General features: G+C 37.8%; 27 protein-coding genes. 1 reads left to right on the top strand and 26 read right to left on the bottom strand.

The features are described 5' to 3' along the window. Positions 1–39 precede the first annotated feature (39 nt). The 23 genes from HORE_RS05470 to pta form a co-directional block, all read right to left on the bottom strand. Positions 40–801, bottom strand: a complete 762-nt coding sequence (locus HORE_RS05470; RefSeq protein ID WP_012635983.1) for a LytR/AlgR family response regulator transcription factor — start codon at positions 799–801, stop codon at positions 40–42. Then, entirely contained in the window at positions 783–2,519 is a 1,737-nt protein-coding gene (locus HORE_RS05465) for a sensor histidine kinase (RefSeq protein ID WP_012635982.1), read from the bottom strand. Before HORE_RS05465 ends, HORE_RS05470 begins: the two co-directional genes overlap by 19 nt. Positions 2,520–2,743: 224 nt before the next feature. Beyond that, positions 2,744–3,370 carry a lysophospholipid acyltransferase family protein gene (locus HORE_RS05460; protein ID WP_012635981.1) on the bottom strand — a complete coding sequence of 209 codons (627 nt, stop codon included), beginning with the start codon at positions 3,368–3,370 and terminating at the stop codon, positions 2,744–2,746. Next, complete coding sequence (gene cmk, locus HORE_RS05455) at positions 3,363–4,049, bottom strand: (d)CMP kinase (RefSeq protein WP_012635980.1); 687 nt, start codon at positions 4,047–4,049, stop codon at positions 3,363–3,365. Before cmk ends, HORE_RS05460 begins: the two co-directional genes overlap by 8 nt. Positions 4,050–4,155: 106 nt before the next feature. Then, positions 4,156–5,106, bottom strand: a complete 951-nt coding sequence (locus HORE_RS05450; protein WP_012635979.1) for a DMT family transporter — start codon at positions 5,104–5,106, stop codon at positions 4,156–4,158. Positions 5,107–5,120: 14 nt separating this feature from the next. Beyond that, positions 5,121–6,413 carry a 3-phosphoshikimate 1-carboxyvinyltransferase gene (gene aroA / locus HORE_RS05445; RefSeq protein WP_012635978.1) on the bottom strand — a complete coding sequence of 431 codons (1,293 nt, stop codon included), beginning with the start codon at positions 6,411–6,413 and terminating at the stop codon, positions 5,121–5,123. Continuing rightward, complete coding sequence (locus HORE_RS05440) at positions 6,388–7,263, bottom strand: prephenate dehydrogenase (RefSeq protein ID WP_012635977.1); 876 nt, start codon at positions 7,261–7,263, stop codon at positions 6,388–6,390. Before HORE_RS05440 ends, aroA begins: the two co-directional genes overlap by 26 nt. After that, the gene (gene aroF / locus HORE_RS05435; protein ID WP_012635976.1) at positions 7,263–8,282 is read right to left on the bottom strand and encodes a 3-deoxy-7-phosphoheptulonate synthase; all 1,020 of its coding nucleotides are present in this window, start codon (positions 8,280–8,282) and stop codon (positions 7,263–7,265) included. The genes HORE_RS05440 and aroF overlap by 1 nt, the downstream gene beginning before the upstream one ends. After that, the gene (aroH, locus tag HORE_RS05430; protein WP_012635975.1) at positions 8,282–8,662 is read right to left on the bottom strand and encodes a chorismate mutase; all 381 of its coding nucleotides are present in this window, start codon (positions 8,660–8,662) and stop codon (positions 8,282–8,284) included. Before aroH ends, aroF begins: the two co-directional genes overlap by 1 nt. 140 nt (positions 8,663–8,802) lie before the next feature. Further along, positions 8,803–9,300, bottom strand: a complete 498-nt coding sequence (locus HORE_RS05425; protein ID WP_012635974.1) for a hypothetical protein — start codon at positions 9,298–9,300, stop codon at positions 8,803–8,805. A gap of 106 nt (positions 9,301–9,406) precedes the next feature. After that, a complete protein-coding gene (rnc, locus tag HORE_RS05420; protein ID WP_012635973.1) occupies positions 9,407–10,117 on the bottom strand; it encodes a ribonuclease III in 711 nt (236 codons plus the stop codon). Positions 10,118–10,138: 21 nt separating this feature from the next. Next, positions 10,139–11,386 (bottom strand): beta-ketoacyl-ACP synthase II, encoded by a 1,248-nt coding sequence (fabF, locus tag HORE_RS05415; protein WP_012635972.1) that lies wholly within the window; start codon positions 11,384–11,386, stop codon positions 10,139–10,141. A gap of 124 nt (positions 11,387–11,510) precedes the next feature. Beyond that, positions 11,511–11,747 carry an acyl carrier protein gene (locus HORE_RS05410; protein ID WP_012635971.1) on the bottom strand — a complete coding sequence of 79 codons (237 nt, stop codon included), beginning with the start codon at positions 11,745–11,747 and terminating at the stop codon, positions 11,511–11,513. Positions 11,748–11,768: 21 nt separating this feature from the next. Then, positions 11,769–12,521 carry a 3-oxoacyl-[acyl-carrier-protein] reductase gene (fabG, locus tag HORE_RS05405; RefSeq protein ID WP_012635970.1) on the bottom strand — a complete coding sequence of 251 codons (753 nt, stop codon included), beginning with the start codon at positions 12,519–12,521 and terminating at the stop codon, positions 11,769–11,771. Between the two features lie 57 nt (positions 12,522–12,578). After that, a complete protein-coding gene (gene fabD / locus HORE_RS05400) occupies positions 12,579–13,508 on the bottom strand; it encodes an ACP S-malonyltransferase (RefSeq protein WP_012635969.1) in 930 nt (309 codons plus the stop codon). Continuing rightward, positions 13,501–14,463 (bottom strand): enoyl-[acyl-carrier-protein] reductase FabK, encoded by a 963-nt coding sequence (fabK, locus tag HORE_RS05395; protein ID WP_012635968.1) that lies wholly within the window; start codon positions 14,461–14,463, stop codon positions 13,501–13,503. The genes fabD and fabK overlap by 8 nt, the downstream gene beginning before the upstream one ends. Then, positions 14,464–15,459, bottom strand: a complete 996-nt coding sequence (locus tag HORE_RS05390; protein ID WP_012635967.1) for a beta-ketoacyl-ACP synthase III — start codon at positions 15,457–15,459, stop codon at positions 14,464–14,466. A 2-nt stretch (positions 15,460–15,461) separates the two neighbouring features. After that, positions 15,462–16,466: a phosphate acyltransferase PlsX gene (plsX, locus tag HORE_RS05385; RefSeq protein WP_012635966.1), complete on the bottom strand. Its 1,005-nt coding sequence runs from the start codon at positions 16,464–16,466 to the stop codon at positions 15,462–15,464. Then, positions 16,467–17,033: a transcription factor FapR gene (gene fapR, locus HORE_RS05380; RefSeq protein WP_012635965.1), complete on the bottom strand. Its 567-nt coding sequence runs from the start codon at positions 17,031–17,033 to the stop codon at positions 16,467–16,469. A 187-nt stretch (positions 17,034–17,220) separates the two neighbouring features. Next, positions 17,221–17,394: a 50S ribosomal protein L32 gene (gene rpmF / locus HORE_RS05375; protein WP_012635964.1), complete on the bottom strand. Its 174-nt coding sequence runs from the start codon at positions 17,392–17,394 to the stop codon at positions 17,221–17,223. A 51-nt stretch (positions 17,395–17,445) separates the two neighbouring features. After that, the gene (locus HORE_RS05370) at positions 17,446–17,919 is read right to left on the bottom strand and encodes a YceD family protein (protein ID WP_012635963.1); all 474 of its coding nucleotides are present in this window, start codon (positions 17,917–17,919) and stop codon (positions 17,446–17,448) included. Positions 17,920–17,996: 77 nt separating this feature from the next. Next, the gene (locus HORE_RS05365) at positions 17,997–19,193 is read right to left on the bottom strand and encodes an acetate/propionate family kinase (protein WP_012635962.1); all 1,197 of its coding nucleotides are present in this window, start codon (positions 19,191–19,193) and stop codon (positions 17,997–17,999) included. Positions 19,194–19,272: 79 nt separating this feature from the next. Next, positions 19,273–20,271, bottom strand: a complete 999-nt coding sequence (gene pta / locus HORE_RS05360) for a phosphate acetyltransferase (RefSeq protein ID WP_012635961.1) — start codon at positions 20,269–20,271, stop codon at positions 19,273–19,275. 190 nt (positions 20,272–20,461) lie between these two features. Between pta and HORE_RS05355 the strand changes: the two genes are divergently transcribed. Continuing rightward, positions 20,462–21,730, top strand: coding sequence for a nucleotidyltransferase (locus tag HORE_RS05355; protein WP_012635960.1), 1,269 nt, complete (start codon positions 20,462–20,464; stop codon positions 21,728–21,730). 111 nt (positions 21,731–21,841) lie between these two features. On the opposite strand, the gene HORE_RS05350 is transcribed toward HORE_RS05355, so the two are convergent. From HORE_RS05350 to HORE_RS05340, 3 genes are all read right to left on the bottom strand, one after another. Then, on the bottom strand, positions 21,842–22,855 hold the full coding sequence (locus HORE_RS05350) for a YlbL family protein (protein ID WP_012635959.1): 1,014 nt from the start codon (positions 22,853–22,855) through the stop codon (positions 21,842–21,844). Further along, positions 22,852–23,634, bottom strand: a complete 783-nt coding sequence (locus HORE_RS05345; protein ID WP_012635958.1) for a patatin-like phospholipase family protein — start codon at positions 23,632–23,634, stop codon at positions 22,852–22,854. The genes HORE_RS05350 and HORE_RS05345 overlap by 4 nt, the downstream gene beginning before the upstream one ends. A gap of 227 nt (positions 23,635–23,861) precedes the next feature. Then, positions 23,862–24,515 (bottom strand): HAD family hydrolase, encoded by a 654-nt coding sequence (locus HORE_RS05340; RefSeq protein ID WP_012635957.1) that lies wholly within the window; start codon positions 24,513–24,515, stop codon positions 23,862–23,864. Between the last annotated feature and the right edge of the window lie 178 nt (positions 24,516–24,693).

Here is a 24,693-nt window from a genome sequence, read left to right as displayed (position 1 = left end):
TTTAAATAAAAATATATATTTTAAATACTATTAATTTAACTATAAATTTAATTTTTTCTTTAACTCGTTCACCCTGGTTCTCCCTACCGGAATTTCCTCTTCACTTTCATCATTAATAATAAGATAATAATTTCCTTTAAACCAGGGAATCAGTTCTTTTACTTTAGACAGATTAACAAGGTAACTTCGATGGCATCTAAAAAATTGGGGCAGGTTTAACATTTCTTCAAGCTCCTTTAATCCATTAGCAAACTCAAATACACCCTCTTCAGATGTTATAAAGACCTTACCCCCTTCAGTTGTGGCATAGTAAATCTCTGAAGGTTTTAATAACTTAATCCGTCCCCGTTTTGAATTTACCGGTATCCTTTTTAATTCCGGGGTTAATTGGGAAATAGCCTTATTTATTTTTATAGTATCTTTTATTCTATCTTTTTTTGAATGACTCATTACCCGGTTAATGGTTTCCTCAAAACGCTTCCTGGAAAATGGCTTCAGTAAATAATCAACAGCATTTAATTCAAAAGCCTTAATAGCATATTCATCATAAGCTGTAACAAAAACAATTTCAGGTTTATCCTCCACCTTAAGAATTTCAGCAGCTACTTCCAGTCCGGTTAAAGAAGGCATCTGAATATCCAGGAAAATCACATCAAAATTATGATTATTTACAAGCTCAAGGGCTTTTTTCCCATTATCTGCCTCCCTGACCCGGAAATTAACCTTACTATTTTCAAGCATAAATATTAACTCATTTCTGGCCGGTGCTTCATCGTCAACTACTAAAGCCTGCATTTCCATGGGGTGTTCTCCTCTCTTTTAATTGTCTGTAACGGTACTTTTATTACAACTTCGGTCCCCGTATTTTCTTCACTCTCCATGGTAAGTCCATACTCTGGACCAAAAATATTCTTGATTCTGGCCATAACGTTACTTAAACCAATCCCGGAACCTTTACCATAACCCTCTTTTAAGACCATTTTTAATTCTTCTTCCGGAATACCAACCCCATTATCCCTTACAATTAGTTCAATAATATCTTCATTGCTACGGACTGACAGGTCTATTTTCCCCTTTCGATTTTTTGGAAATATACCATGTTTTACAGCATTTTCAATAAGGGGCTGCAAGGTAAAACTGGGGATCATAACCGACATATATTCATCAGGAATATTTATAACTAATTCGAGCCTTTCTCCAAACCTGGCTTTTTCTAAAAAGAAATAATTCCTGACAGATTTAATTTCAGTCTCTAATGACACCAGGTCATGGCCCTTTGAAAGGGTTGTTCTAAAAAAATCGGATAGCCTCAGGAGTAATTCCCTGGCTTTTTCTGGATCTGTCCTTGTAAAAGAGGCAATTGTATTCAGTGAATTAAATAAAAAGTGGGGATTCACCTGGGCCTGTAAGGCTTTTAATTCAGCTTCTGTCTTTAATTTAGCCTGTTCCGATAAACGGGATAGCTGAATCTGGGTAGATAAGAGGGTTGAAATACCCTCGGCCAGGCTTATATCAACTTTAGATAATTTACGTTCTGTATGGTATAGTTTTAAGGACCCCATTACTCTCCCATCCCATTTCAGTGGAGCTACCACGACTGACTCTAGTGGACAATTTTCAACCGGACAACCGACTTCTTTTTTAGTTTTTGCCACCGAAACCTTACCTTCATTTATGGTCTGTCTGGTAACAGAAGTTAAAAATGGTTCTCCCGGAAAATGATGATCTGAACCCTTACCGGCAAAGGCAATAATCTTCTCTCTGTCTGTAATTGCTACTGCAGAAGCCCCTGTTTTTTGTAATATAATTTCTGATGCTTTTTTAACAGCCCTGCCGTGGGCTAAACCCTCCCTGAAATAGTTTATGGTCTGATTAGCAATATCCAGCGTCAATCTCGCCTGTTTTGCCTTAATATTTTCATTTTCCTTTTCAACATTATTGAGAATACTGACAAATAATGAAATCCCTGCAGCATTGGCTATTATCATTGGTAAACTTATAACCGACACCAGTTGAAGGGCAAGTTCAATTGGTCTGCTAAATATAATTACAATTACCATCTCTATAATCAGAGCTACTGCCCCAATATAAAAAGAATTCTTACTATTAATTTGTTGATTTTTAAAAGATTTATGAAATAAACCACCGATTAAACCAGAAGTCATGGTTCCTATTGCACAGGCCAGAGCTGTAAACCCCCCGAGCGTAAAACGGTGTATTCCACCAACAGTCCCGACCAGAACCCCTATCAGGGGACCTCCCAGAAAGCCAGCTACTACGGCCCCAATCGCCCTTATATTTGCATAAGCATCCATAATATATATACTGAGATATGTGCCTGATGCCGATAAGAGCCCAAAAAAAATGACCAGAAAAATCTTTTCTTTTCGAGATAATGGGGCATAGAAAAATCTTTTAAAGAGCCTGGTCATACTTAATATATAGGCAAAAGTGACAACAACACCCATATTTCTCACTAAAATAAATAAAAGACCTGTTTCTAAATCTATAGCTGACATTAATTTCCCCCTTCCTTCCAATATTAATCCAGTTTAATAATAACATATGTTTACATTAATGACAATCATTATTATTTTTTACTATTTTATGTTATTTTTGTAGTTTATTCTGCAAAAAAATTACCCGGGTATTAATTTAAAAATAGAAAATAAAATAACCCTCCGTTTTAAGGAGGGTTTATGGTTTATCATATTATTTATTTTAGTTTTATATAATTAATAATTTATTTGCCGTACCCCGGTTCAATATTATTAAGCTGCTGTATTATCCTGTCCATGATAATTTGTCCGGCTTCTTTCATTTCTTCCCTGGTTACTTTTCGTCCATAATATTCATCCAGGGTAAATGGTTCCCCGATAGATACCCTGATCTTTTTACCATCATCATATCTAATTCCCACCGGTAAAATCGGGGCTTCACTCCTTAAAGCAATCATAACTGCCCCCAGGCGGGCTTTACCCGGTTTTCCCTGACGATGTCTTGTTCCTTCAGGAAAGACTCCCAGTACTTTTTCCTGTTTTAATATTGAAAAAGCCTGGCGAAGGGCTTTCCGATCAGGTTTTCCTCTCTTTACAGGAAAAGTTCCGATGGTATTAAATACCCATCTGGATACTGGATTTTCAAATAATTCCTTTTTAGCCATGAAATGAACCTGTCTATTCATTATACAACCAACCACAGGTGGGTCAAGATTACTTACATGGTTGGACATTACAATAAGTGGTCCTTTTGTCAGGCGGTTCTCCTTCCCGACAACCTGCCATCTATGTACCACAAGAAAATATATATTAAATATAGAATAGGCTAACCAGTATAATACTTTTCCTAATACCTGCCTTAATTTATTCATTTAAATCCTGGCCCCCTGTTCTGATAATATTAATAACCCTGGTTAACACCTCATCAATGGACATACCAGTAGTATCAATTAAAAACGCGTCCTCCGGTTTGGTCAGGGGAGAACACTCCCGTTCTGAATCAATTTTATCCCGCCTTGCTATTTCCGCTTTCACCTCTTGAAAATTTACCCCTGTACCCTTTTCTTTAAGTTCAGTATAACGCCTTCTGGCCCGCTCCTCTAATGAAGCCGTAATAAAGAATTTAAATTCAGCATCAGGAACTACCCTGGTACCTATATCACGACCATCAATAATAATATGGCCACCTTGAGCCAGTTTCCTCTGTTGCCTGACCATGGCGTCCCTGACACCTTTAACCCTGGCCACCTTTGACACATTTTTATTAATAAGTGGTGTTCTTATCTCCTCAGTAACATCATTACCATTAACATATATCCGTCCTTTTCTATCCCCGGAAGGTGGAGAAAACTCTATATCTATGTTATTGGCAAGGCTGGTCAACCCCTGAATATTGTCAAGGTCAATGTTTTCCCTTAGCGCTAACCAGGTAACGGCCCGGTACATTGCTCCGGTATCTAAGTACCTGTATTTAAGCTTCCGGGCCAATAAACGGGCTAAAGTACTCTTTCCTGCCCCGGCTGGTCCGTCAATTGCTATTACATTATTCATAACTACCACCTCACGTAAAATAAACTTGTCCAGCTAATTAATCCAGAGGAATGTAATAATTTCAGTTATATATTTGTTATAATATCAACCGGTCTTGTATGCATCTTTATTCTACCTGAGCAGGCTCAAAATACTTTCTTATATTCCTCACATAATTCAATATTTTTTTGCCTGATTCGGTTAACCAGGCCCCTGTCAGAACCAAAATACTTCCCAGAACAAACCAGGGATTGACTGGTTCCTTTAGAATAAGTATTCCCAGTCCAGAACCATAAAGAGGAATCATCAAGATGATACCAACAGTTTTAGAGGCATTTATGTTCTGTAATAATTTAAAATAGAGATAATAGGCTAAACACGTTGGTAATGTAGCCATATAAATAAAGCTGAACCATACTTCAGGAGGAGTTAAAGTCAAATCAGGAATTTGCTCCAGAAAAAATGAAGGTATTAAAAGGGTAATACCCCCGAACAGGGTACTTACTCCAACTACAATCAGGGGCGGAGTATCATTTAAGACAATTTTTCCGATTATAGTATAAAAAGAATAACCAAGAAGTGATACAAGCATTAATAGATTTCCTAATAAATTAGTGTTTAAAGAAAATAAACTACTTAAATTACCATTACTAATTATTATAATAACACCTAAAAAACCAATAATTAATCCCAGTATTTTATTAAGGGTTGCTTTCTCTTTCAGGATTAAGATAGATAAGAAAAAAACCATTACCGGTTCAAATGAGTTTAATAGAGCTGCTGAAGAAGCTGTTGTATACATCAAACCCAGATTTTGAAAAAGAACAGCTATCGTTACCCCGGTAAACCCAACCAGGACAATACCAGCAAAATTTCTTTTAATTGTAGTTATTGTATGACTGTATCCATACTTTAAAATCAATATTATTGCAAATATTAAACCACCTGTTAAATATCTCAAACCCCCCAGAAAAACCGGTGGAAAAAACCGGAGGCATACCTTGGTAAACAAAAAAGTACTACCCCATAAAAAAGGAATTAAAAAAAGTACATAAAAATACTCAAGGTTTTTCTTCATCTTCATCACCTGTATTATTGAATTAATTTCTGTAATAGTTTATTGAATTGCGGGAAAGATGTGTTAATACACTCACTATTTTTAATAGTAATCTGTTCTTCAGCTAACAGTCCAGCTACAGCCAGGGACATGGCTATTCTGTGGTCTTTATAGCTCTCTAATTTTACTCCCCCTATAATAGAACAGGGGCCTTTAATAACCATGCCATCAGGTAATTCTTCAATATCAACCCCTGATTTACCGAGTTCAGTAACGGTAGCCTTGATTCTATCAGTCTCTTTAACCTTTAATTCTGCAGCATCTCTAATAACTGTTTCCCCACGGGCCTGGGACGCCAGAACTGCGATAACCGGTATTTCATCTATAAGTCTCGGTATAATATCTCCATCAATATGAACACCCTCTAACTCACTATATTTTACTAAAATATCAGCTGATTTCTCCCCATTAACCTCTCTTACATTTAACAATTCAAGGTTCCCTCCCATCTGCCTTACAACATCAATTATACCACATCTGGTCGGGTTTAGACCAACATTTTTAAGGAGAATCTCACTGCCCGGTGTTATTAAAGAAGCAACAATAAAAAAAGCAGCTGAAGAGATATCACCGGGTATTAAAACCTCCTGGGGAGTTAATTTAGTGTCCTCACTATGGGGAAGTTTTATAGAATTACCTTTTTTATAAACTTTTACACCAAAACCCTTAAGCATTCTCTCGGTATGGTCCCGGGAGGGACCTGGTTCGGTAAGAAAAACATCTCCCTGTGAATACAACCCTGCCAGTAACAGAGAGGATTTTACCTGAGCACTGGCAACCGGTAAAGTGTAGGAAATTCCCTCAAGTTTCTCCCCCTTAATGCTTAAAGGGGCATACCCCCCATCACGGCACCAGATACTGGCCCCCATCTGTCTTAAAGGGTTTACCACTCTTCCCATCGGTCTATTTCGAAGAGAGTTATCACCTGTCAACACACTATAGAAAGGTTGGGGAGCCAGAAGACCACATAAAAGCCTCATACCAGTTCCGGAATTACCGCAGTCAATGACATCACCAGGCTCTTTTAAACCATAAAGGCCAACCCCATTTACTATATATTCTCCAGGCTTTATCTTCTCAATATTAACTCCCATCATCTGGAAAGCCCTGAGGGTATTTAAACAGTCCTCACTTTCCAGAAACCCCCTGATTAAACTTCTTCCTTCTGCAAGAGAGGTAAATATCACCGAACGATGTGAGATAGATTTATCACCTGGAATATTTATTTCACCCTTAAGGGGATTACTCTTTTTTATTTTGAGTTCCACCAGTTATCACCTTCTCTAAATCTTTTCTTCTCTGCCTCCCTGATTTCATAAAGCGATAAAGTACTTCTTCGTCATTATTTCTTAGTGAAACCTTAATTTTATTAAATTCAGTCATAAATAAATCAATTTGTTTTAAAATATTATCTCTATTGGAAATAAAAATATCAACCCACATATCAGGATTACTGGCTGCAATACGTGTTAAATCCAGAAAGCCACCTCCAATAAGATTGGTAATTTCATTATAATCCTTTTCTAGTCTGGTCAGGATATTTATCATCAGAGTTGATATGACCTGGGGTAAATGGCTGGTAAAGGAAACCATAAAATCATGTTCTTCGGGATTTAAATAATAAATCCGGGCCCCTATTTTAATTAAGATGTCTTCTATTATCCCGGTTTCGGCATCTTTCCCCTCTGTGACCAGAATATAATTCTTGTCTTTAAATAGCTCAGGGTCAGCAACAGAAGGACCACTGGTCTCCTTACCGGTCATGGGATGACCCCCGATGAATTTTAAATCAGGAAAAAACCTGGTTACTTCTTTTATAATACCGGCTTTAGTACTTCCCATGTCAGTTATTATAGTTTTAGTTGAATTGAGATAAGGGTATATTTCTTTTATAACTCCCACTACTTTTCTCACCGGGGTGGCAATAAAGATAAGATCCATATTTTTGAGTTGTGAAGTGGTTAATTCCTTATCAATAATACCATGTGTTATTGAATAATCTATATTATCTTTTTTTATATCCTGACCATATACTTGGATATTTGGTAGATATTTATGGAGGGCCAGTCCGAGAGAGCCCCCCATTAACCCCAGTCCAATTATACCAACCCGGTACATTATAGGTCACGACCTATTGCCCTGGCAATCTTTTTCAGATCATCTACCAGTTCTTCAAATTTATCAAATTTAAGGGATTGCTGTCCATCACTTAAGGCATTAATCGGCTCAGGATGAACTTCTATAATAAGTCCATCTGCCCCTATAGCTACTGCCCCTCTTGCTGCCGGGCCTACCAGGTCCCATTGACCTGTTCCATGACTGGGGTCAATGACAACAGGTAAGTGGCTTAGTTTATTTAAAACAGGAACACTAACCAGATCCAGGGTATTACGGGTATATGTTTCAAAAGTTCTAATACCCCTTTCGCATAATATGACATCATGGTTTCCTTCTGACATAATATACTCTGCTGCCATTAAAAATTCCTTATAAGTAGCATTCATACCACGCTTCAACATAACCGGTTTATCTGTTTTTCCAACTTCCTTTAACAGGAAAAAGTTTTGCATATTCCTGGCCCCGATTTGAAAGATATCAGCATATCTGGCCACTAATTCAACATCCCTGGGGTCCATTACTTCTGTTATTACCTTTAAACCAGTCTCTTCGGCTGCTTTTTTAAGGTATTTTAATCCCTTTTCATGTAAACCCTGAAAACTGTAGGGTGAGGTTCTTGGTTTAAAGGCCCCACCCCTCAGAATTTTAGCACCTGCCTTTTTTACTGCCCGGGCTGTATTAATAATCTGCTGTTCACTTTCAACTGCACAGGGACCAGCCATCATTACAACTTCTTTACCACCAATAACGACATCTTCACCAATTTTAATCCTGGATCTGGAGTCATTAAAGGATTTCCCGGCCAGTTTATAGGGCTCCTGAATAGGAACCAACCTTTCAATTCCGGGATAGGCCCCCAGAGAATCAATTAGCTCCTCACGGTTTAATTCTCCTATTATTCCAATAAGTGTTATTTCAGTACCCCGTGAAATATGTGTTTTATATCCCAGCTCTTCTATTCTCTTTACTACCTTTTCAATATCATTTTTACTGGCATTATCCTTCATAACCACAATCATTAACTAAGCCTCCCCTTTTTTACATTATTTACTAAATCAGGCCGTAACCTTTTAGCTTCTTTCAAATAAACATGTTTAATATCAGATAGACTACAGTTCCGGTTAATATGTATTAATACCCTTAAACAGCTTGACAGAGAACCGGTAACATTCATTTCCTGCAGACATAATAAAGGTACATTATTATAACCCATCTCCCGGGCTGCTACTGCAGGATATTCCTGATCAAGGTCTTCAGTGGCTGTAAATATAATACTCACAATTTCTTCCTGCTGGATATGATTTTCATTTATAATTTCTGATAAGAGTCTCCTTGTAGAATTAATGATATCTTCTGCTGTATTAGTATCAACAGTAATAGCCCCTCTGATTCCTCTCATGACATCACCCCTTTTACTAACCTGACTATATAAAGAAAAAACACCCTGCCTGTAGTAACTTACTCCCGACAAACCGGGAGTAAAAATGGGGTGTTTTTATTGATTTTGTATATTTTAACACAATTTAATAATTATATCAACTAGAGTTTTTCATAAAACCGGACAATTCCCAGTTTTTTCTCATTACCATTTACTCTAAACTGCTGACCTGGTTTCCAGGTCTTAATAGACGGGGAAAGCTCAGTAATTTCAAACCACAGGGGTGATTTATAAAACCGGGCATCAATCTCCAGAAAATCACCATTATCCACCCTGACAGTAACCACACCATCTTTAAAATTAGCCACTCGCTTTCCATTTTTAATAAGATAAACCTGTGGCAATTTAAGGTTATTCAGTAGGTCAATAACCATATATCCCTTTTTTTCTGTTATTTCTTTTTTGTAATTATCGATAGAACTGACCGGTACAGTATTGCGGTCCGGAGCTATTACATTTTTAATGGCCATTTCAATATTCTTTATTTTACTCCTGGAGATATCATCTTTTAATAAAATTTGAACACTTACCATTAGTATTAAGGTTATAACCAGAAAGGTCATAAAAATCCTTTCAAGTTTTTTTAAAAATCCACCCATAAAACAACCTCCCAGGGAGTAACTCTTTTTAATACATCCTTATGTAGTTAACTCCGGAAATATCCCGGGAGGTTAAGTTTAATATTTAATTTATTTTTCATAATAATTATATTTCTCCTAAATTACTCAGAGCATCTTTAGCCGCTTTTTGTTCTGCTTCTTTTTTACTAAAACCGGTCCCCCGGCCCAGTTCTTTTCCATTAACTTTAACCCCAACCTCAAATTTCTTATTATGATCGGGGCCATATTCATTAATAATATTGTATTTTATTTCACAACTACCATCCTTCTGAATAAATTCCTGTAAATAGGTTTTGTAATCCCTGATAATATTCCCCTGGTCTAATTTTTTAACATCATCTTTAAAAAAATTTATTAATAAATCGGTTATAGTATTAAAACCCTGATCTAGATATATGGCTCCAATTACTGCTTCCAGTGTGTCAGCCAGAATAGATTCTCTTTCTCTACCACCATTCAGTTCTTCCCCCTTGCCCATTAAAATATATTTACCAAGACCTAACTCCCTGGCCTTGCAGGCAAGATGGGAAGAACTGACAATATAGGCCCTCATTTTTGCCAATTCCCCTTCATTATATTCAGGGAAATTTTTATACAAATAAGTACTTATAACAATACTTAAAACTGAATCACCCAGAAATTCAAGCCTTTCATTATCCTCCAGGTCCGGATCAGACTTTTCGTGGACAAAGGATTTATGGGTAACAGCCTTTTGCAACAGGGATATATCATTAAATCTGATATTTAATTTTTCTTCCAGTTTTTTTAAAAGCTTTTTATTATAAATTCTTATCATTAAAATTACTCCCCTGGTTCCTTATTCATCAATTTTCCGAAGTACCAGACAGGCATTCTGACCCCCAAATCCAAAAGAATTGGTCATAACTGTTTTTAATTCAGGTACTTCCCTAGATTCATTAGGTACATAATCGAGGTCACAATCCGGATCCGGATTTTCATAATTAACTGTCGGGGGAACAACTCCATCTCTAAGGGTTAAACAGGAAATTACCGTTTCTACTCCCCCGGCAGCCCCCAGTAAATGTCCGGTCATAGATTTAGTAGAACTTACCATTAACCCGTTACGGGCATGGTCTCCGAACACCTTCTTGATAGCAATTGTTTCAAATTTATCATTTAAACCTGTTGAAGTGCCATGGGCGTTAATGTAATCCAACTCTTCAGGCTTCAGACCGGATTTTTCAACTGCCATTTTCATCGCCCGGGCTGCCCCTTCTCCTTCTGGAGCAGGCTGAGTAATATGATAGGCATCACCACTGGCTCCATAACCAATTACTTCAGCATAAATATTTGCCCCTCTGGCTTTAGCATGTTCCATTTCTTCAAGAACTACAATACCACTACCTTCACCAATTACAAAACCATCCCGTTCGGCATCAAAGGGACGACTGGCTTTAGTAGGTTCTTCATTACGGGTCGACAGAGCCTTCATTGAAGCGAATCCGGCCAGGGCTGATGGAGCAATACCTGCTTCAGAACCTCCTGCAATCATTACTCTGGCATCACCACGTCTTATAATTTCGGTTGCTTCCCCAATAGCAGTAGTTCCAGAAGCACAGGCGGTTACCGCATTACTGTTGGGTCCCTTGGCTCCGGTATATATTGAAACCTGTCCAGAGGCCATGTTGGAGATCATCATAGGAACAAAAAACGGGCTTACCCTGCGGGGACCTTTTTTTATTAACCTCTCAATCTGGTCCTCTAAAACCTCAATACCTCCAATACCTGAACCTATCAGGACCCCGACCTCATGGGCATTACCTTCATCTATCTCTAAATTTGAATCCGCAAGAGCTTTCATGGCCGCAACAACAGCATACTGAGTAAATATGGCCATTCTTCTGGCGTCTTTACGGTCTATATATTCCCCGGGATTAAAGTCTTTTATTTCAGCCCCTATTTTACTGGGGAATTCACTGGTATCAAATCTGGTAATTTTACTTATACCGGATTTACCATTTTTTATGTTTTCCCAGAATTCATTCAGGTTCATTCCCAAGGAGGAAACAACACCCAGACCAGTTATAACAACGCGCTTATCCATTATCTTCCTCCTTTCAACACTTTATAAATTATATATTTATTCCTGAAAAAGATATTACTTAATAGGTTGAAACCCCGTTTATGTTTATATAAACATAAACGGGGAATCAATTATAAACTGGTAATTATAAATTCTCCTCAATATAATCAACAGCATCCTGTACAGTTTCTATGTTTTCAGCATCCTCATCAGGAATTTCAATCCCAAACTCTTCCTCGAAAGCCATTACTAATTCTACTACATCCAGGGAATCGGCTCCAAGGTCGTCAATAAAGGATGCTTCCGGGGTAACCTCATCAGGGTCAACTCCCAGTTCTTCGACAACAATATCAACTACCTTTTCTAAAGTATTGTCCACCATATTCACCCCCTTTCAAATATTTTACATTACCATACCACCATCAACATTGATAACCTGACCATTTATATAATCAGCTTCTGGTGAAGCAAGGAAACATATTAAACTGGCAACATCGTCTACTGTTCCGAATTTTTTCAGAGGTATAGCATTTAACATGGCTTCTTTCACATCATCTGATAACTGGTCAGTCATATGTGACTTGATAAAACCAGGAGCTACAGCATTTGCAGTTATTCCCCTGGAGGATAATTCTTTGGCTATAGATTTGGTAAAGCCAATTACACCTGCTTTAGAGGCAGAATAATTGGACTGACCGGCATTTCCCATAATACCAACCACAGAAGCCAGATTAATAATTTTACCGGAACGTTGTTTCATCATACTCCTGACAACTGCCTTAGTACAGTTAAAGACACCCTTCAAATTAACATTAATAACTGAATCCCACTCTTCTTCTTTCATTCTTAACAGCAAATTATCACGGGTTATACCGGCATTATTTACTAAAATATCTACCTTACCAAATTTATCTACTGCTTTTTTTATAAGTTTTTTGGCAGCATCCAGGCTGGAAACATCCGCTTCTACTGCAATAGCTTCAACACCAGTTATGTTTTCAATTTCTGCAACAACTTTATTAGTATTCTCCTTTTCACCGGGAAAAGGATAATTAATAACAACATTGGCCCCTTTCTCGGCTAACTTTTTGGCAGTTGCCGCTCCTATGCCCCTTGAGCTTCCTGTAATTACTGCAACTTTACCCTTTAAATTCATATCTCAACCCCCATTTTAATTATTAACATACCTTTTGTCAATAAAAATAATAATTATTTACTTTAATATATCTAGTAATTTATTAAGGGTCTTTATATTCTCTATATTATATACCCTTGCCTTCCGGTTGATCCTCCTCATTAATCCTTTTAATACCCTTCCAGGACCAACCTCAATAAAAATATCCACACCATCTTCCAATAACCTGTTCATGCTTTCCACCCAGCGCACACTACCGGTCAACTGGTTTATTAAAAGCTTTTTGATACCTGCACTATCCTTAACATAATCACCGGTTACATTGGCTACAACAGGTACCTGCGGGTCATTAAAATTAATTTCATTAATATAATTTGAAAGTTTATCCCGGGCCGGTTTCATTAAAGAAGAATGGAAAGGCCCACTAACATCAAGACCAACTACTTTTTTAGCCCCTTCTTGCTCAGCCAGTTTCATAGCTTCTTGAACCGCCGGGGTTTCCCCGGTTATAACTAACTGGGAAGGTGAATTGTAATTAGCCACTTCACATACCCCATCCACCTGCTGACAGATAGATAAAACCTGTTTCTTTTCAAGCCCTATTATGGCAGCCATAGTCCCCTGACCTTCCGGCAGGGCTTCATCCATTAAATTACCTCTCCTGTGTACAAGTTTAAGACCATCTTCGAAGGTAAAAACACCCGCCGCTGCCAGGGCACTATACTCACCAAGGCTATGTCCGGCTACAACATCAGGGTATATATTATTACTATTCAATATACTGTAGATAATCATACTTACTGTAAAAATGGCAGGTTGAGTGTATTTAGTATTATTTAATTTAGATTCAGGGCCATTAAAACATAACTCTTTAAGATCATAACCAAGAATATGATTTGCCTTTTTAAAAAAATCATCAGTTCCAGGGTAATGTTCAATTAATTCCTGACCCATACCAACATATTGTGAACCCTGACCGGGGAATAAAAAGGCTATTTTGTTACTCATCTTTATCCACCCCGATTAAATTAAATTGTTTATTTATTATATTCTCGGCATCCCTGACAATTGACTGGAGTACATCTTCTACCGGTTTTATATCATTTATAAGTCCAGATATTTGACCGGCCATAACACTACCATTATCTATATCACCTTCTACTACGGCAAGACGTAGTTTTCCACTGCCTAGCTTTTCTAGCTCTTCTTTAGAAACTCCCTGTCTTTCCAGCTTATTCATAGTACGGGTCAATTTATTTTTAAGATTACGAACTGGATGACCGGTAGACCGACCGGTCACAACAGCATCCCTGTCTCTGGCTTTAACTATTGCTTTTTTGTAATTTTCCTGGGCTGTACACTCCTCCGTACAGACAAATCTTGTCCCCATTTGAACCCCGGCTGCACCAAGGGCCAGGGCTGCAACCAGTCCTCTTCCATCAGCAACTCCCCCGGCAGCAATTACCGGAATATCTACTGCATCTACCACCTGAGGAACAAGGGCCATGGTAGTTAATTCTCCAATATGCCCCCCGGCTTCATTACCTTCAGCTATTAAAGCATCTACTCCGAGTCGGGCCATCCTCTTAGCCAGAGCAACTGAGGGGACAACCGGTATCACTTTTGTTCCCACTTCTTTAAAACCTTTAATATATTTTCCCGGGTTACCTGCTCCGGTAGTAACCACCGGAACCCTTTCTTCAAGAACCAGCTCCACAATATCATCAACAAAAGGTGATAATAACATTATATTGACACCAAAAGGTCTGTCAGTCACTTCTTTAACCTTCCTGATTTCATCCTTTATTACATCTACAGGGGCATTTCCGGCTCCAATTATTCCAAGCCCCCCGGCCTTAGAGACAGCTGCTGCCAGCTCACCGGTAGCTACCCAGGCCATACCCCCCTGTAAAATTGGATATTTTATATCAAGGAGTGAACATAATTCTGTTTTCAATCCCATTTAGTTCTCCCCCTCATCCCATTTAATTATTGCAGATGCCCAGGTCAGGCCAGCCCCAAAGGCAACAAGTACAATTATATCACCATTATTAATTAAACCTTCTTCTTTAGCTTCAGCCAGGGCAATGGGCACAGAGGCAGCTGAAGTATTTCCATACTTAGGTAAATTGACAAAAACCCTGTCTTTGGTTAAATTCAATCTTTTGGCGGCAGCATCTATAATTCTAATATTTGCCTGGTGGGGAACAAATAAATCAACATCATCGGGATTTAAACCAGCCTTTTTAATAACATCCAGGGAAGCCTGCCCCATTTTTTTAACAGCAAATTTAAAGACCTGATTTCCTTCCATTTTTATATAATGCATTTTCTCTTCAACTGTCGTTTTATCAGCTGGATTCAGGGAACCACCGGCTGGCATAAACAGGCTCTTGCCACCGGTACCATCTGCCCCCAGTTCAGTGGCCAGTATACCTCCATTTTCAGTTGGCTGTAATACAGCAGCACCGGCCCCATCTCCAAACAGAACACAGGTACTTCTATCTTCCCAGTCTGTTATCTTGGAAAGGGTTTCAGCACCTATAATTAAGATATTATCGTACATACCTGTTTCTATAAACTGACTGGCTACACTCATTGCATAGACAAACCCTGAGCAACCGGCCTCCATATCAAAGGCAGCAGCCTTATCAGCCCCCAGTTTTTCCTGTAAAATACAGGCAGTTGATGGAAAAGACATATCCGGGGTTACTGTTGCCACCATAATTAAATCAAGCTCTTCTGCCTTCAAATCGGCATCAGCCAGCGCTTTCCGGGCTGCCTTTAAAGCCAGTTCTGAGGTCGGCACATCATCAGCAGCAATTCTTCTTTCTTTAATACCGGTCCTGGTAGTTATCCACTCATCACTGGTATCAACCATCTTCTCTAAATCTTTATTTGTTAAAATCTTTGGAGGAACATACATACCCACTCCTGTTACCGTTGCTCTCCTTCCCATACTTACTCACCATCCTTATTAATTTCTTGTTTAATTAATCCTACCACATTTTTATTAACAGTCTCTTTGGCCACTTTTATTGCATTTTTAATAGCGGTAGAATTGGAACTTCCGTGGCTTATTATAACCACACCATTAACTCCTAATAAGGGAGCCCCACCATATTGACGATAGTCCACAAGGGCCATCTGTTTTTTTAAAAAAGGTTTAATCATAAGCCCACTTAATTTGGTGAGGATATTTTTATTAAAGGTATCTTTTATTAAATCAAATATGTATGAAGCTGCTCCTTCAGTGGTTTTCAGAACCACATTTCCTACAAAGCCATCACAGACAACCACATCACAACTTCCGTTAAATATATCTCTTCCCTCTACATTTCCAACAAAATTGATTATCCTTTTATCTTCATCTAACAGGGAAAAGGCCCCTTTGGTAAGCTGGTTTCCCTTGGCCTGCTCTTCTCCAATACTTAATAAGCCTACCCTCGGGTTTTTAACACCTAAAACATGTTTACTATATATCTGCCCCATTATAGCAAACTGATTTAGATTTTCTGGTTTACTATCCACATTGGCTCCAGCATCAATTACAAGAGTACCCCCGTTACGTGAAGGAAAAACAGTAGCTATGGCAGGCCTTTTAATACTGGGCAGCCTTCCCAGCAAAAATAAACCACCGGCCATAACGGCCCCGGTGTTACCTGCTGAGATAAAAGCAGTAGCCTTATCCTCTTTAACAAGATTAATTCCTTTCACTATTGACGAATCCTTTTTCTTTCTGAGGGCTTTAGATGGAGATTCATTCATACTTATTATTTCCGAAGCAGGAATTATTTTAACCCTGTCTTCTGGAAAATTATATTTATTTAGTTCCCTGTTAAGGTGTTTTTCTATCCCCGTTATTATTAACTCTATATCTTCGTACGAATCTAGGGCGCTTACAGCTCCTTTTATTATTTCTTCAGGAGCTTTATCTCCCCCCATTCCATCTATAACTATTCTCATTTATACCCCTCCATTTTCAAGTTTAAACATTGTAAAATCACCATAAAAAACCAGGTCTGAATCTTTATATATTTTTATTTCTACAAAATACTTTTTACCTTTAATCTCTTTAACCTCAGCCCTGGCTTTTATTACATCACCTACCATAACTGGTCTGGTAAATTTAATTTCAGCACTACCAGTTACCACTTTTTCAGCATCTATTACAGCTACAGCAAGGGAATTTGCCTGGGCAAAGATATGATGTCCTCTTATTATAGGTGTTTTCTGTAATGCCATCTCCCGGGTTGTTGTTAAATAGGATTCGGCGTAGTTATCAAGTTTGAGTTTAGTCAATTCACCAATAACTTCCCCTTCATTTACTGACCGTAATCGGGCGTAGGCATTTTGTGCTACTGTTTTAGTCCGTTCCCGGACCTCTGGAATCCCCAGTTCCAACCTGTCAAGTCTTATTGTCTGAATACTAACTTCAAATTTATCTGCCAGTTCTTTATCAGTTAAAAAAGGGTTATCTTTAATTACTTGTTTAAGTAATTTTTGTCTTTCTTTTTTTGACAGCCTCGACATTTTTTATGACCACCTTTTAAGACCAGCTCTTAATTCCAACTAATATTATACGTTATTTAATTCATATTTGCAAGGTTAAATTACTCATGTCACCCAATAATAATAAAAATTTACTAAAAAAATATTATCTCCTCTTTTAAGTTAAATTAAAAAATAGGTGGAATAGCTCCACCTATTTATAGTAAGTTTATTTACTTACAACTTCTCTTCCCTTGTAATAACCACAGGAAGGACATACCCTGTGAGAAAGTTTTAGTTCATGGCATTGAGGACATTCTACAAGATTAGGACTTTTTAACTTCCAGTGGGTACGGCGCTTCCGTTTGCGTGCCTTGGAAGTTCTTCTCTTTGGTACAGCCATTTACTACACCTCCTTAACTAAATAATACATTATTTGATTAAATAATAAAACTTATTGTTTATCATAAAACTCTTTTAATTTAGCCAGTCTAGGGTCTATGCTTTCCCGGTTACAACCACAATCCCCTTCATTTAAGTTATGACCACATACGGAACATAAACCCTTACAGTCTTCTGAACAGACAGGCTTAATAGGCAAAGAAAGCAGTATATCTTCAACCAGGTTAGATGTAAGATCAACTCTGCTTAAATCATCGATTTCATTCTTCATTAATTCTTCATCAATTTTAAGCTTTATCCCGTGTAAAAACTTTTCCAGACACCGGCTACAGGTCAGCAAGATCTCCCCTTCCAATATACCACTGAACACAAAGGAATCTTTAGTAGAATAAATATCAAGTTCCAGCTTGAAAGGCGATGGAGTTTCAAGTTTCTCATGCCTGAAAGAAATATCTGGAAAATCAACCTGGCGAGATATTTTTCCATGGCTGCCAGTCTCTTCTAACCGGGACAGGTCAATTTCCATAGTTTCACCTCTTTGACGGATCACGTAATAAACCAAAGTTAATTATAACTACCTGCCCTTAATTTGTCAAGTAAAAATCAAGATTCCACTATACGGGCAGTATCGCGGGCAATAACCAATTCCTCATTTGTAGGAATAACAAAGATTTTTGTCCTTGAATCTTTTGTAGATATTTCAATTTCTTTACCCCGGTTGTTATTGGCGTCACGATCTAGTTTGACACCCAAAAAGCCCAGTTCTTCAACAATGGATTCTCTCATTTCAATGGCATTTTCGCCTATTCCAGCAGTAAATACAACTGCATCTACTCCCCCCATGACTGCAGTATAGGCCCCGATATATTTTTTAACCCTGTATTTAAAGATTTCAAGGGCAATTGTAGCTCTTTCATTACCGTCTTTAGAAGCCTCTTCTACATCCCTGGAATCATTACTGATACCGGAAACCCCATAAAGACCACTCTTTTTATTCAGGACATTGTCCACTTCCTTAATATCGAGGTTTTCTTTATCCATAATAAAAGGGATTATGGCCGGATCTATATCTCCACACCTTGTCCCCATTACTAGACCTTCTAACGGTGTTAATCCCATACTGGTATCAACAGATTTACCCGCGTCTATTGCAGCCACACTGGCTCCATTCCCCAGATGACATGTTATAATCTTAAGTTCTTCAAGGGGCTTGTCCATTAAACGGGCAGCCCTTTCAGCAACATATTTGTGTGAAGTTCCGTGAAAACCATACCTTCTAATCCCATATTTTTCATAATATTCATAGGGAAGGGCATAAACATAAGCTTTCCTGGGCATTGTTTGATGAAATGCTGTGTCAAAAACAGCTACCTGAGGAATTCCAGGCATTAATTTGCTACATACCCGGATACCTGTCAGATTATGTGGATTATGAAGGGGGGCAAGTTCTGAAACTTCTTCTATCTGCTTAATTACTTCATCAGTAATTAAAGTAGATTCAGCAAATTTTTCTCCACCATGGACAACCCGGTGGCCAACAGCATCAATCTCCTCCATGTTATTGAGGACACCGTATTTTTCATCCTGAAGGGTATCTATAACCAATTGAATTCCCCGGTTATGATCGGGTATATCGGTTTCAATTGTTGTTTCCTCACCTCTATAGTTTTCATGTTCTAAAAATGAATTATCAATTCCAATTCTTTGAACTACCCCTTTTGCCATAACCGTTTCCTTTTCCATATCAAATAACTGATATTTTAATGAAGAGCTACCACTATTTAGAACAAGTATTTTCATAATTAATCCTCCTTTTTTTATTAAGGATATATTTTACGGTAATACCGTTATCACGACATAAATAAACATAACCTCAAACTTAATTATCCTGGGCCTGGACCGATGTAATAGCTACCAGATTCACAATATCCTCAACAGAACAACCACGGGAAAGATCATTTACCGGTTTGGCAATCCCCTGTAAAATTGGACCAATAGCTTCTGCTCCAGCCAGGCGCTGTACCAGTTTGTAACCAATATTTCCTGCCTGTAAATCAGGGAAAACAAGAACATTTGCCTGTCCAGCCACATTACTTTCAGGCGCCTTTGTTTTGGCTACTGAGGGAACGAGGGCTGCATCTGCCTGCAACTCACCATCGAGAATAAGGTCAGGAGCTTTTTCTCTGGCTATTTCCGTAGCCCTTCTTACTTTATCAACTAGTTCATGACGGGCACTTCCTTTTGTCGAAAAGGATAACATAGCAACCCGGGGGTCCAGTCCCAGAAGGGTCCTGGCAGTTCTTGCAGAAGAAAGGGCAATTTCAGCAAGCTGATTAGAATCAGGAGATGGGTTTACGGCACAATCTGCAAAAAGGAAAATCCCGTCATTCCCGTACTCACACTCTGGAACTTCCATGACAAAGGCCCCGGACACAATAGAAATACCAGGCTTGGTCTTTATAATCTGAAAAGCCGGACGTAATACATCTCCTGTTGCATTAATTGAACCAGCCACCATACCATCAGCGTGTCCCGTATGTACCAGAAGAGTACCAAAATATAGAGGATCCTTGACTGTTTTCGCAGCATCCTCACGGGAAATACCTTTATGTTTACGCAATTCATAAAACACATCTGTGAACTCATTAACTAATTTAGATTTAGCAGAATCAATTATATTGACCCCTCTGAGATTAACCCCTTCTTGTTGGACAATCTCATTAACCTCATCTTCATTTCCCAATACAATTAATTCTGCCAAACCCTCTTCCGTAATTTTTTCCGCTGCCTTTAAAATTCTGGGTTCTTTTCCTTCAGGCAAAACAATTGTCTTTGTATCCTGTTTTGCCTTTTCTTTAAATCTCTTCAGAATACCCATAAAAAAATCCCCCTTAAAGTTTATTAAGTTTTGCTAAAAAAATAAGAAATTGTTATAATAAGATTTTAGAAATACTTTTAACCACACTTATATATATACTACAATTAATACTATTATCCTTTAATGCAGTTAAAAGTTATACTTGTCTTATTTTTTAGAAAAATACCTGGTAAAAAGGAGTTGTGACTATATGCCTGTATTAGGTATTATAACCGAATATAACCCGTTCCATAACGGTCATCTCTACCATTTAAATCAGGCCCGTACAATAACAGACTCTAACGCTGTTATCTGTATTATGAACGGTAATTTCGTCCAGAGGGGGGAACCGGCTCTAATAGATAAATGGGCCCGGACCCGGATGGCCCTTAAAAACGGTGTTGACCTTATCATTGAACTACCCCTGATTTACGGTATAAGGAGTGCTGAGTACTTTGCCTATGGAGCGGTAACCCTGTTAGAAGAGACAAAAACAGTTGATTATCTTGTTTTTGGTAGTGAAAGCGGGAATACAGATATATTAAAAGTTGTAGCCCGGATCCTCTATGAGGAACCACATAACTTCAAACAATATTTAAAAAAATATATCTCACAGGGCTTATCTTTTCCCCGGGCCCGGGAAAAAGCCCTGTTAAAATATGTTCAACAAACAGATAATATTCCATATTCTGTTAATGAAATTGCCGATGTAATTAAACAACCAAATAATATCCTGGGGATTGAGTATATAAAGGCTTTATTTAGAATCAACTCAACTATTAAACCTGTAGCCATCAGGAGAAAAGGCAAAGGATATCATTCCCATTCCCTTGAAACAAAAATAACAAGTGCCACTGCTATCAGAAAAGGGATTTATGAACAAGGCCTCAACTCTGTAAAACAGGCCATTACCCCGGTTACATATAAAATATTAAAAGAAGAATTCGAAAATGGAAAAGGACCGGTTCAGAAACAATTACTACAACATGCTATTTTGGCTGAATTAAGGAAATTAACCCCTGAAAAAATAAGACAATATGAAGGTGTAAAAAACGGTTTAGAATACCGGTTTCTTGAAGCTGCCCATAACTCAGGAACCCTGACCGGGTTAATAGAAAATATTAAAAATAAAAACCTTACCTGGACCAGGATCCAACGAACCCTTTTACATATTTTGTTTAATATAAGAGAAAAAGATTTTAGAATACTGGATAAAAAAGGTCCCCGATATTTCAGGGTACTGGGGTTTAATAAAAAGGGAGAAAAACTTTTATCTAAAATAAAACAAAATTCAAGGCTACCCCTGATTACCCATCTCAAGCCTCATTTAAAGCAGGTAAACAGGAACAGCCTTAATCTTTTAGAAAAATCCCTGAGTTATGATGTCTTATCGTCAGATATGTATTCCCTTTTATACCCTGATCCGTCTAAAAGAAGAGGAAGAAAGGATTTTTTAATACCGGTTATAAAAAATATTTAGGGTATTGAAACCAAGACTAAATAAACGGGAAGAATAAGACTTCAATAGAAGCCCCGGGTTTCTTGCTGGAAAAAATAATATTAACAATTCTTTAATTGTTTTTTAAATAATTTAATTGTTTTTTAAATAACGTATAGCCTCATCAATATTATTAACTTTCACTACCTTGATACGCCTGGCAGCCTTTTTCGCTTCACTGTAATTTTTAGCCGGTGACAGGAATAAATCGGCTCCTGCTCTTTCAGCTGCCATTACCTTCTGGGTTACACCATCTATTTTTCCAATATGACCATCAAGGGAAATGGTTCCCGTACCAGCAATTCGTCTCCCCTTTGTGATATCTTCAGGTATCAACTGGTTATAAATTTCCAGGGTAAACATGGCTCCAGCTGAAGGACCAACAATATTTTTCGTATTAAAGATTACCTTTTTAGGAAAATAATAGGATAAATCCCTTGTTGTTATTAAAACTCCGATTGAGGCCTTTCCAGGACTATTTTTGAGTTCTACTGTCTTAACCCTGAAATGCATAACCTCTTTTCCTCTGAGGACCTTCAATTTGACTTCCTCACCTATATTATGTTTTCTAATCAGTTTAACAGCATCCGTAGCAAAGCTAACCTCTTTTCCATCTATTCCGACTATAATATCTCCTTTTTTCAATACATTACCGGCCGAGCCTTCAGGTAAAACCTCTACAATTTCAGCCCCTTTGCCCTCAACCTTAACTCTATAACCCAGTTTTTTAAAAGCCACTGCCTGGGCGTGTAATTTACTTTCTTCCATTAAGTTGGCCATTATTTCCAGATATCCATCCATATCCATTCCCGGTGGTAGCTGTTCCTCTACCGACTCAATCTCTATTCCCCTTGGTTTTTTTAAGGATATATATATTATATCAAATAAGGTGGCCCTGTGAGAGGCAACAGCAGTCAACATAAAATCACCACTGGTAACACCTTTATGTCCACCCTTTACTGTAATAATCGGAGATAATTCCTGGGCAATCCCGGGTGACATCACATAATATTTTGTCGGAACTAAATTAACAATAATAAAAAGTATAATTATTGCTATAAATAATTTAACAGCATTACTTTTAATTAAACCCTTATTCTCAGTCATTCAACCCTCTCCTCAATAATTTTCATAATTTCAGGCAAAGAATCTCTGGCAGCCCTGTAACCTAGCTGGATACAGTGTTCAGCCCTGTCAAGGTCAAATGAAGAATAATAACCTAAGTCTGGCCTTATTAGAATATCAGATTCTATCTTACGATATTTATCCATTTCATGTTGCATGATATCAAAGGTATTAAATAACACATCAAACATATTATTGACTTTCTTATTTATATTTTTTACACCAACATCCACTGCTATTACAACATCAGCCCCCATCTCCTTAACAATTGAAACCGGAACCCTATCAAGAACAGCCCCATCGACCAGGAGCCTATTTTTATAAAAATAGGGAACATATATCCCTGGAATCGAGGTGCTGGCTCTAATTGCCTTGGCCAAAGGACCATCCTTTATTACAATTAATTCCCCCTTCTCTATATCACAGGCTACTGCCGCAAAGGGGATTTCTAGTTCAGATATATCTTTGTTACTGGTAATTATCTCCAAAAACGATAACAACTTATCCCCTTTAATCAATCCCTTCCGGGGAAAGGTTATATCGGTAATATGATCCCAGTTTATCTCACTGGCCAAACCCTTTATATATCTAAGGGGAACCCCACAGGCATAAATACCCCCGATTAGACTCCCTATACTTGAGCCCGCCACCATATCTACCTCAATATCTTCTTCTTCGAGAACCTCTAAAACCCCGATATGGGCCAGACCACGGGCTGCTCCAGCTCCCAGGGCAATACCTATTTTAAGGCCATTTACCAACAGGATTCCTCCCTATTTAATATATTAATAAACAGACATAATATTACCAAAAAAAGTTATATCTAATTTTATACTTAAGAAAAACCCGCAATTTTTTACCTGAAAAATACATAAAATAATCTCTTAAACTATTATACAGCAAGGTTTGCCAGATTGCAAAAATAACCACTATTTAATCCAGGGAGCTAAATTTAAGATTTAAGAAAAAGGTATATTTTTTAGGTTTTTTATATAAGGTCTTTAATAAATTGATAATTGACTTTTTCAAGACTATCGACTACCACATCTGCCGCCGACAGATCCTGGTCCCCTGATTCTTCATTTCTATAACCAATACAGATCATACCGGCTGCTTTAGCAGCATTAACACCATTTTTTGAATCTTCAATTACAACACAGTGGGGTGGTTCTACTCCAAGAATCCGGGCGGCTTTTTCAAATATATCAGGCTCCGGTTTTCCCCGGGCAACAGTCTCTCCACTTACAGTTACTTTAAAATATGATTTTAAACCTAATTCTTCCAGAACTGTTTCAATATAAATCTCCGGTGAAGAAGAAGCCAGACCTGTTGTAATCTGTTTTTCACTCAATTCATCCAGCAGCGGTTTGACTCCTGGAATGGGATTAACTTCATGGCTTTTTAAATACTTAATATTCCCACTTATCTGCTTTTCAATAAGACTGGAGACAGATTCTTTTAAATTATATTTCCTTTTTAAAAAAGACCAGATGTCAGTATTTGATTTCCCAATGAAGGTGTTATATTCACTTCGTGGCACTTTTATCCCCAGTTTTTCATATATTATTTGATTTACTTTATAATGAATAGGTTCACTGTTTATTATAACTCCATCCATATCAAAAATTACGGCTTCTATCATATTTTCACCCCTGTTAGATATATTTTTAAATATAATATAGATATATTATACCAGTAATTTATAGTTTATTAAAGTTAAGGCTTTAAAGTCAAACTTTCTGCCCGGGGAACACTCACCGAAGTCCTCAAAAATCTATTAAAAAAGGCTTTAAAAGTCATGCCGGCAGGCATTGTTTGTA

Origin of the sequence: Halothermothrix orenii H 168 (assembly GCF_000020485.1) — a bacterium.
Taxonomy (GTDB): Bacteria; Bacillota; Halanaerobiia; order Halanaerobiales; family Halothermotrichaceae; genus Halothermothrix; species Halothermothrix orenii.
The sequence above is the reverse complement of the archived record's forward strand: the minus strand, read 5'-3'. Positions and strand labels throughout refer to the sequence as shown.

Excerpts from the sequence above, each read along its gene's own strand:
- HORE_RS05470 (WP_012635983.1), bottom strand. The coding sequence starts at position 801 with ATGGAAATGCAGGCTTTAGTAGTTGACGATGAAGCACCGGCCAGAAAT.
- HORE_RS05465 (WP_012635982.1), bottom strand. The coding sequence starts at position 2,519 with ATGTCAGCTATAGATTTAGAAACAGGTCTTTTATTTATTTTAGTGAGA.
- HORE_RS05460 (WP_012635981.1), bottom strand. The coding sequence starts at position 3,370 with ATGAATAAATTAAGGCAGGTATTAGGAAAAGTATTATACTGGTTAGCC.
- cmk (WP_012635980.1), bottom strand. The coding sequence starts at position 4,049 with ATGAATAATGTAATAGCAATTGACGGACCAGCCGGGGCAGGAAAGAGT.
- HORE_RS05450 (WP_012635979.1), bottom strand. The coding sequence starts at position 5,106 with ATGAAGAAAAACCTTGAGTATTTTTATGTACTTTTTTTAATTCCTTTT.
- HORE_RS05440 (WP_012635977.1), bottom strand. The coding sequence starts at position 7,263 with ATGTACCGGGTTGGTATAATTGGACTGGGGTTAATGGGGGGCTCTCTC.
- aroF (WP_012635976.1), bottom strand. The coding sequence starts at position 8,282 with ATGATTGTGGTTATGAAGGATAATGCCAGTAAAAATGATATTGAAAAG.
- aroH (WP_012635975.1), bottom strand. The coding sequence starts at position 8,662 with ATGAGAGGAATCAGAGGGGCTATTACTGTTGATACTAATACAGCAGAA.
- HORE_RS05425 (WP_012635974.1), bottom strand. The coding sequence starts at position 9,300 with ATGGGTGGATTTTTAAAAAAACTTGAAAGGATTTTTATGACCTTTCTG.
- rnc (WP_012635973.1), bottom strand. The coding sequence starts at position 10,117 with ATGATAAGAATTTATAATAAAAAGCTTTTAAAAAAACTGGAAGAAAAA.
- fabF (WP_012635972.1), bottom strand. The coding sequence starts at position 11,386 with ATGGATAAGCGCGTTGTTATAACTGGTCTGGGTGTTGTTTCCTCCTTG.
- HORE_RS05410 (WP_012635971.1), bottom strand. The coding sequence starts at position 11,747 with ATGGTGGACAATACTTTAGAAAAGGTAGTTGATATTGTTGTCGAAGAA.
- fabG (WP_012635970.1), bottom strand. The coding sequence starts at position 12,521 with ATGAATTTAAAGGGTAAAGTTGCAGTAATTACAGGAAGCTCAAGGGGC.
- fabD (WP_012635969.1), bottom strand. The coding sequence starts at position 13,508 with ATGAGTAACAAAATAGCCTTTTTATTCCCCGGTCAGGGTTCACAATAT.
- fabK (WP_012635968.1), bottom strand. The coding sequence starts at position 14,463 with ATGGGATTGAAAACAGAATTATGTTCACTCCTTGATATAAAATATCCA.
- HORE_RS05390 (WP_012635967.1), bottom strand. The coding sequence starts at position 15,459 with ATGGGAAGGAGAGCAACGGTAACAGGAGTGGGTATGTATGTTCCTCCA.
- plsX (WP_012635966.1), bottom strand. The coding sequence starts at position 16,466 with ATGAGAATAGTTATAGATGGAATGGGGGGAGATAAAGCTCCTGAAGAA.
- fapR (WP_012635965.1), bottom strand. The coding sequence starts at position 17,033 with ATGTCGAGGCTGTCAAAAAAAGAAAGACAAAAATTACTTAAACAAGTA.
- rpmF (WP_012635964.1), bottom strand. The coding sequence starts at position 17,394 with ATGGCTGTACCAAAGAGAAGAACTTCCAAGGCACGCAAACGGAAGCGC.
- HORE_RS05370 (WP_012635963.1), bottom strand. The coding sequence starts at position 17,919 with ATGGAAATTGACCTGTCCCGGTTAGAAGAGACTGGCAGCCATGGAAAA.
- HORE_RS05365 (WP_012635962.1), bottom strand. The coding sequence starts at position 19,193 with ATGAAAATACTTGTTCTAAATAGTGGTAGCTCTTCATTAAAATATCAG.
- pta (WP_012635961.1), bottom strand. The coding sequence starts at position 20,271 with ATGGGTATTCTGAAGAGATTTAAAGAAAAGGCAAAACAGGATACAAAG.
- HORE_RS05355 (WP_012635960.1), top strand. The coding sequence starts at position 20,462 with ATGCCTGTATTAGGTATTATAACCGAATATAACCCGTTCCATAACGGT.
- HORE_RS05350 (WP_012635959.1), bottom strand. The coding sequence starts at position 22,855 with ATGACTGAGAATAAGGGTTTAATTAAAAGTAATGCTGTTAAATTATTT.
- HORE_RS05340 (WP_012635957.1), bottom strand. The coding sequence starts at position 24,515 with ATGATAGAAGCCGTAATTTTTGATATGGATGGAGTTATAATAAACAGT.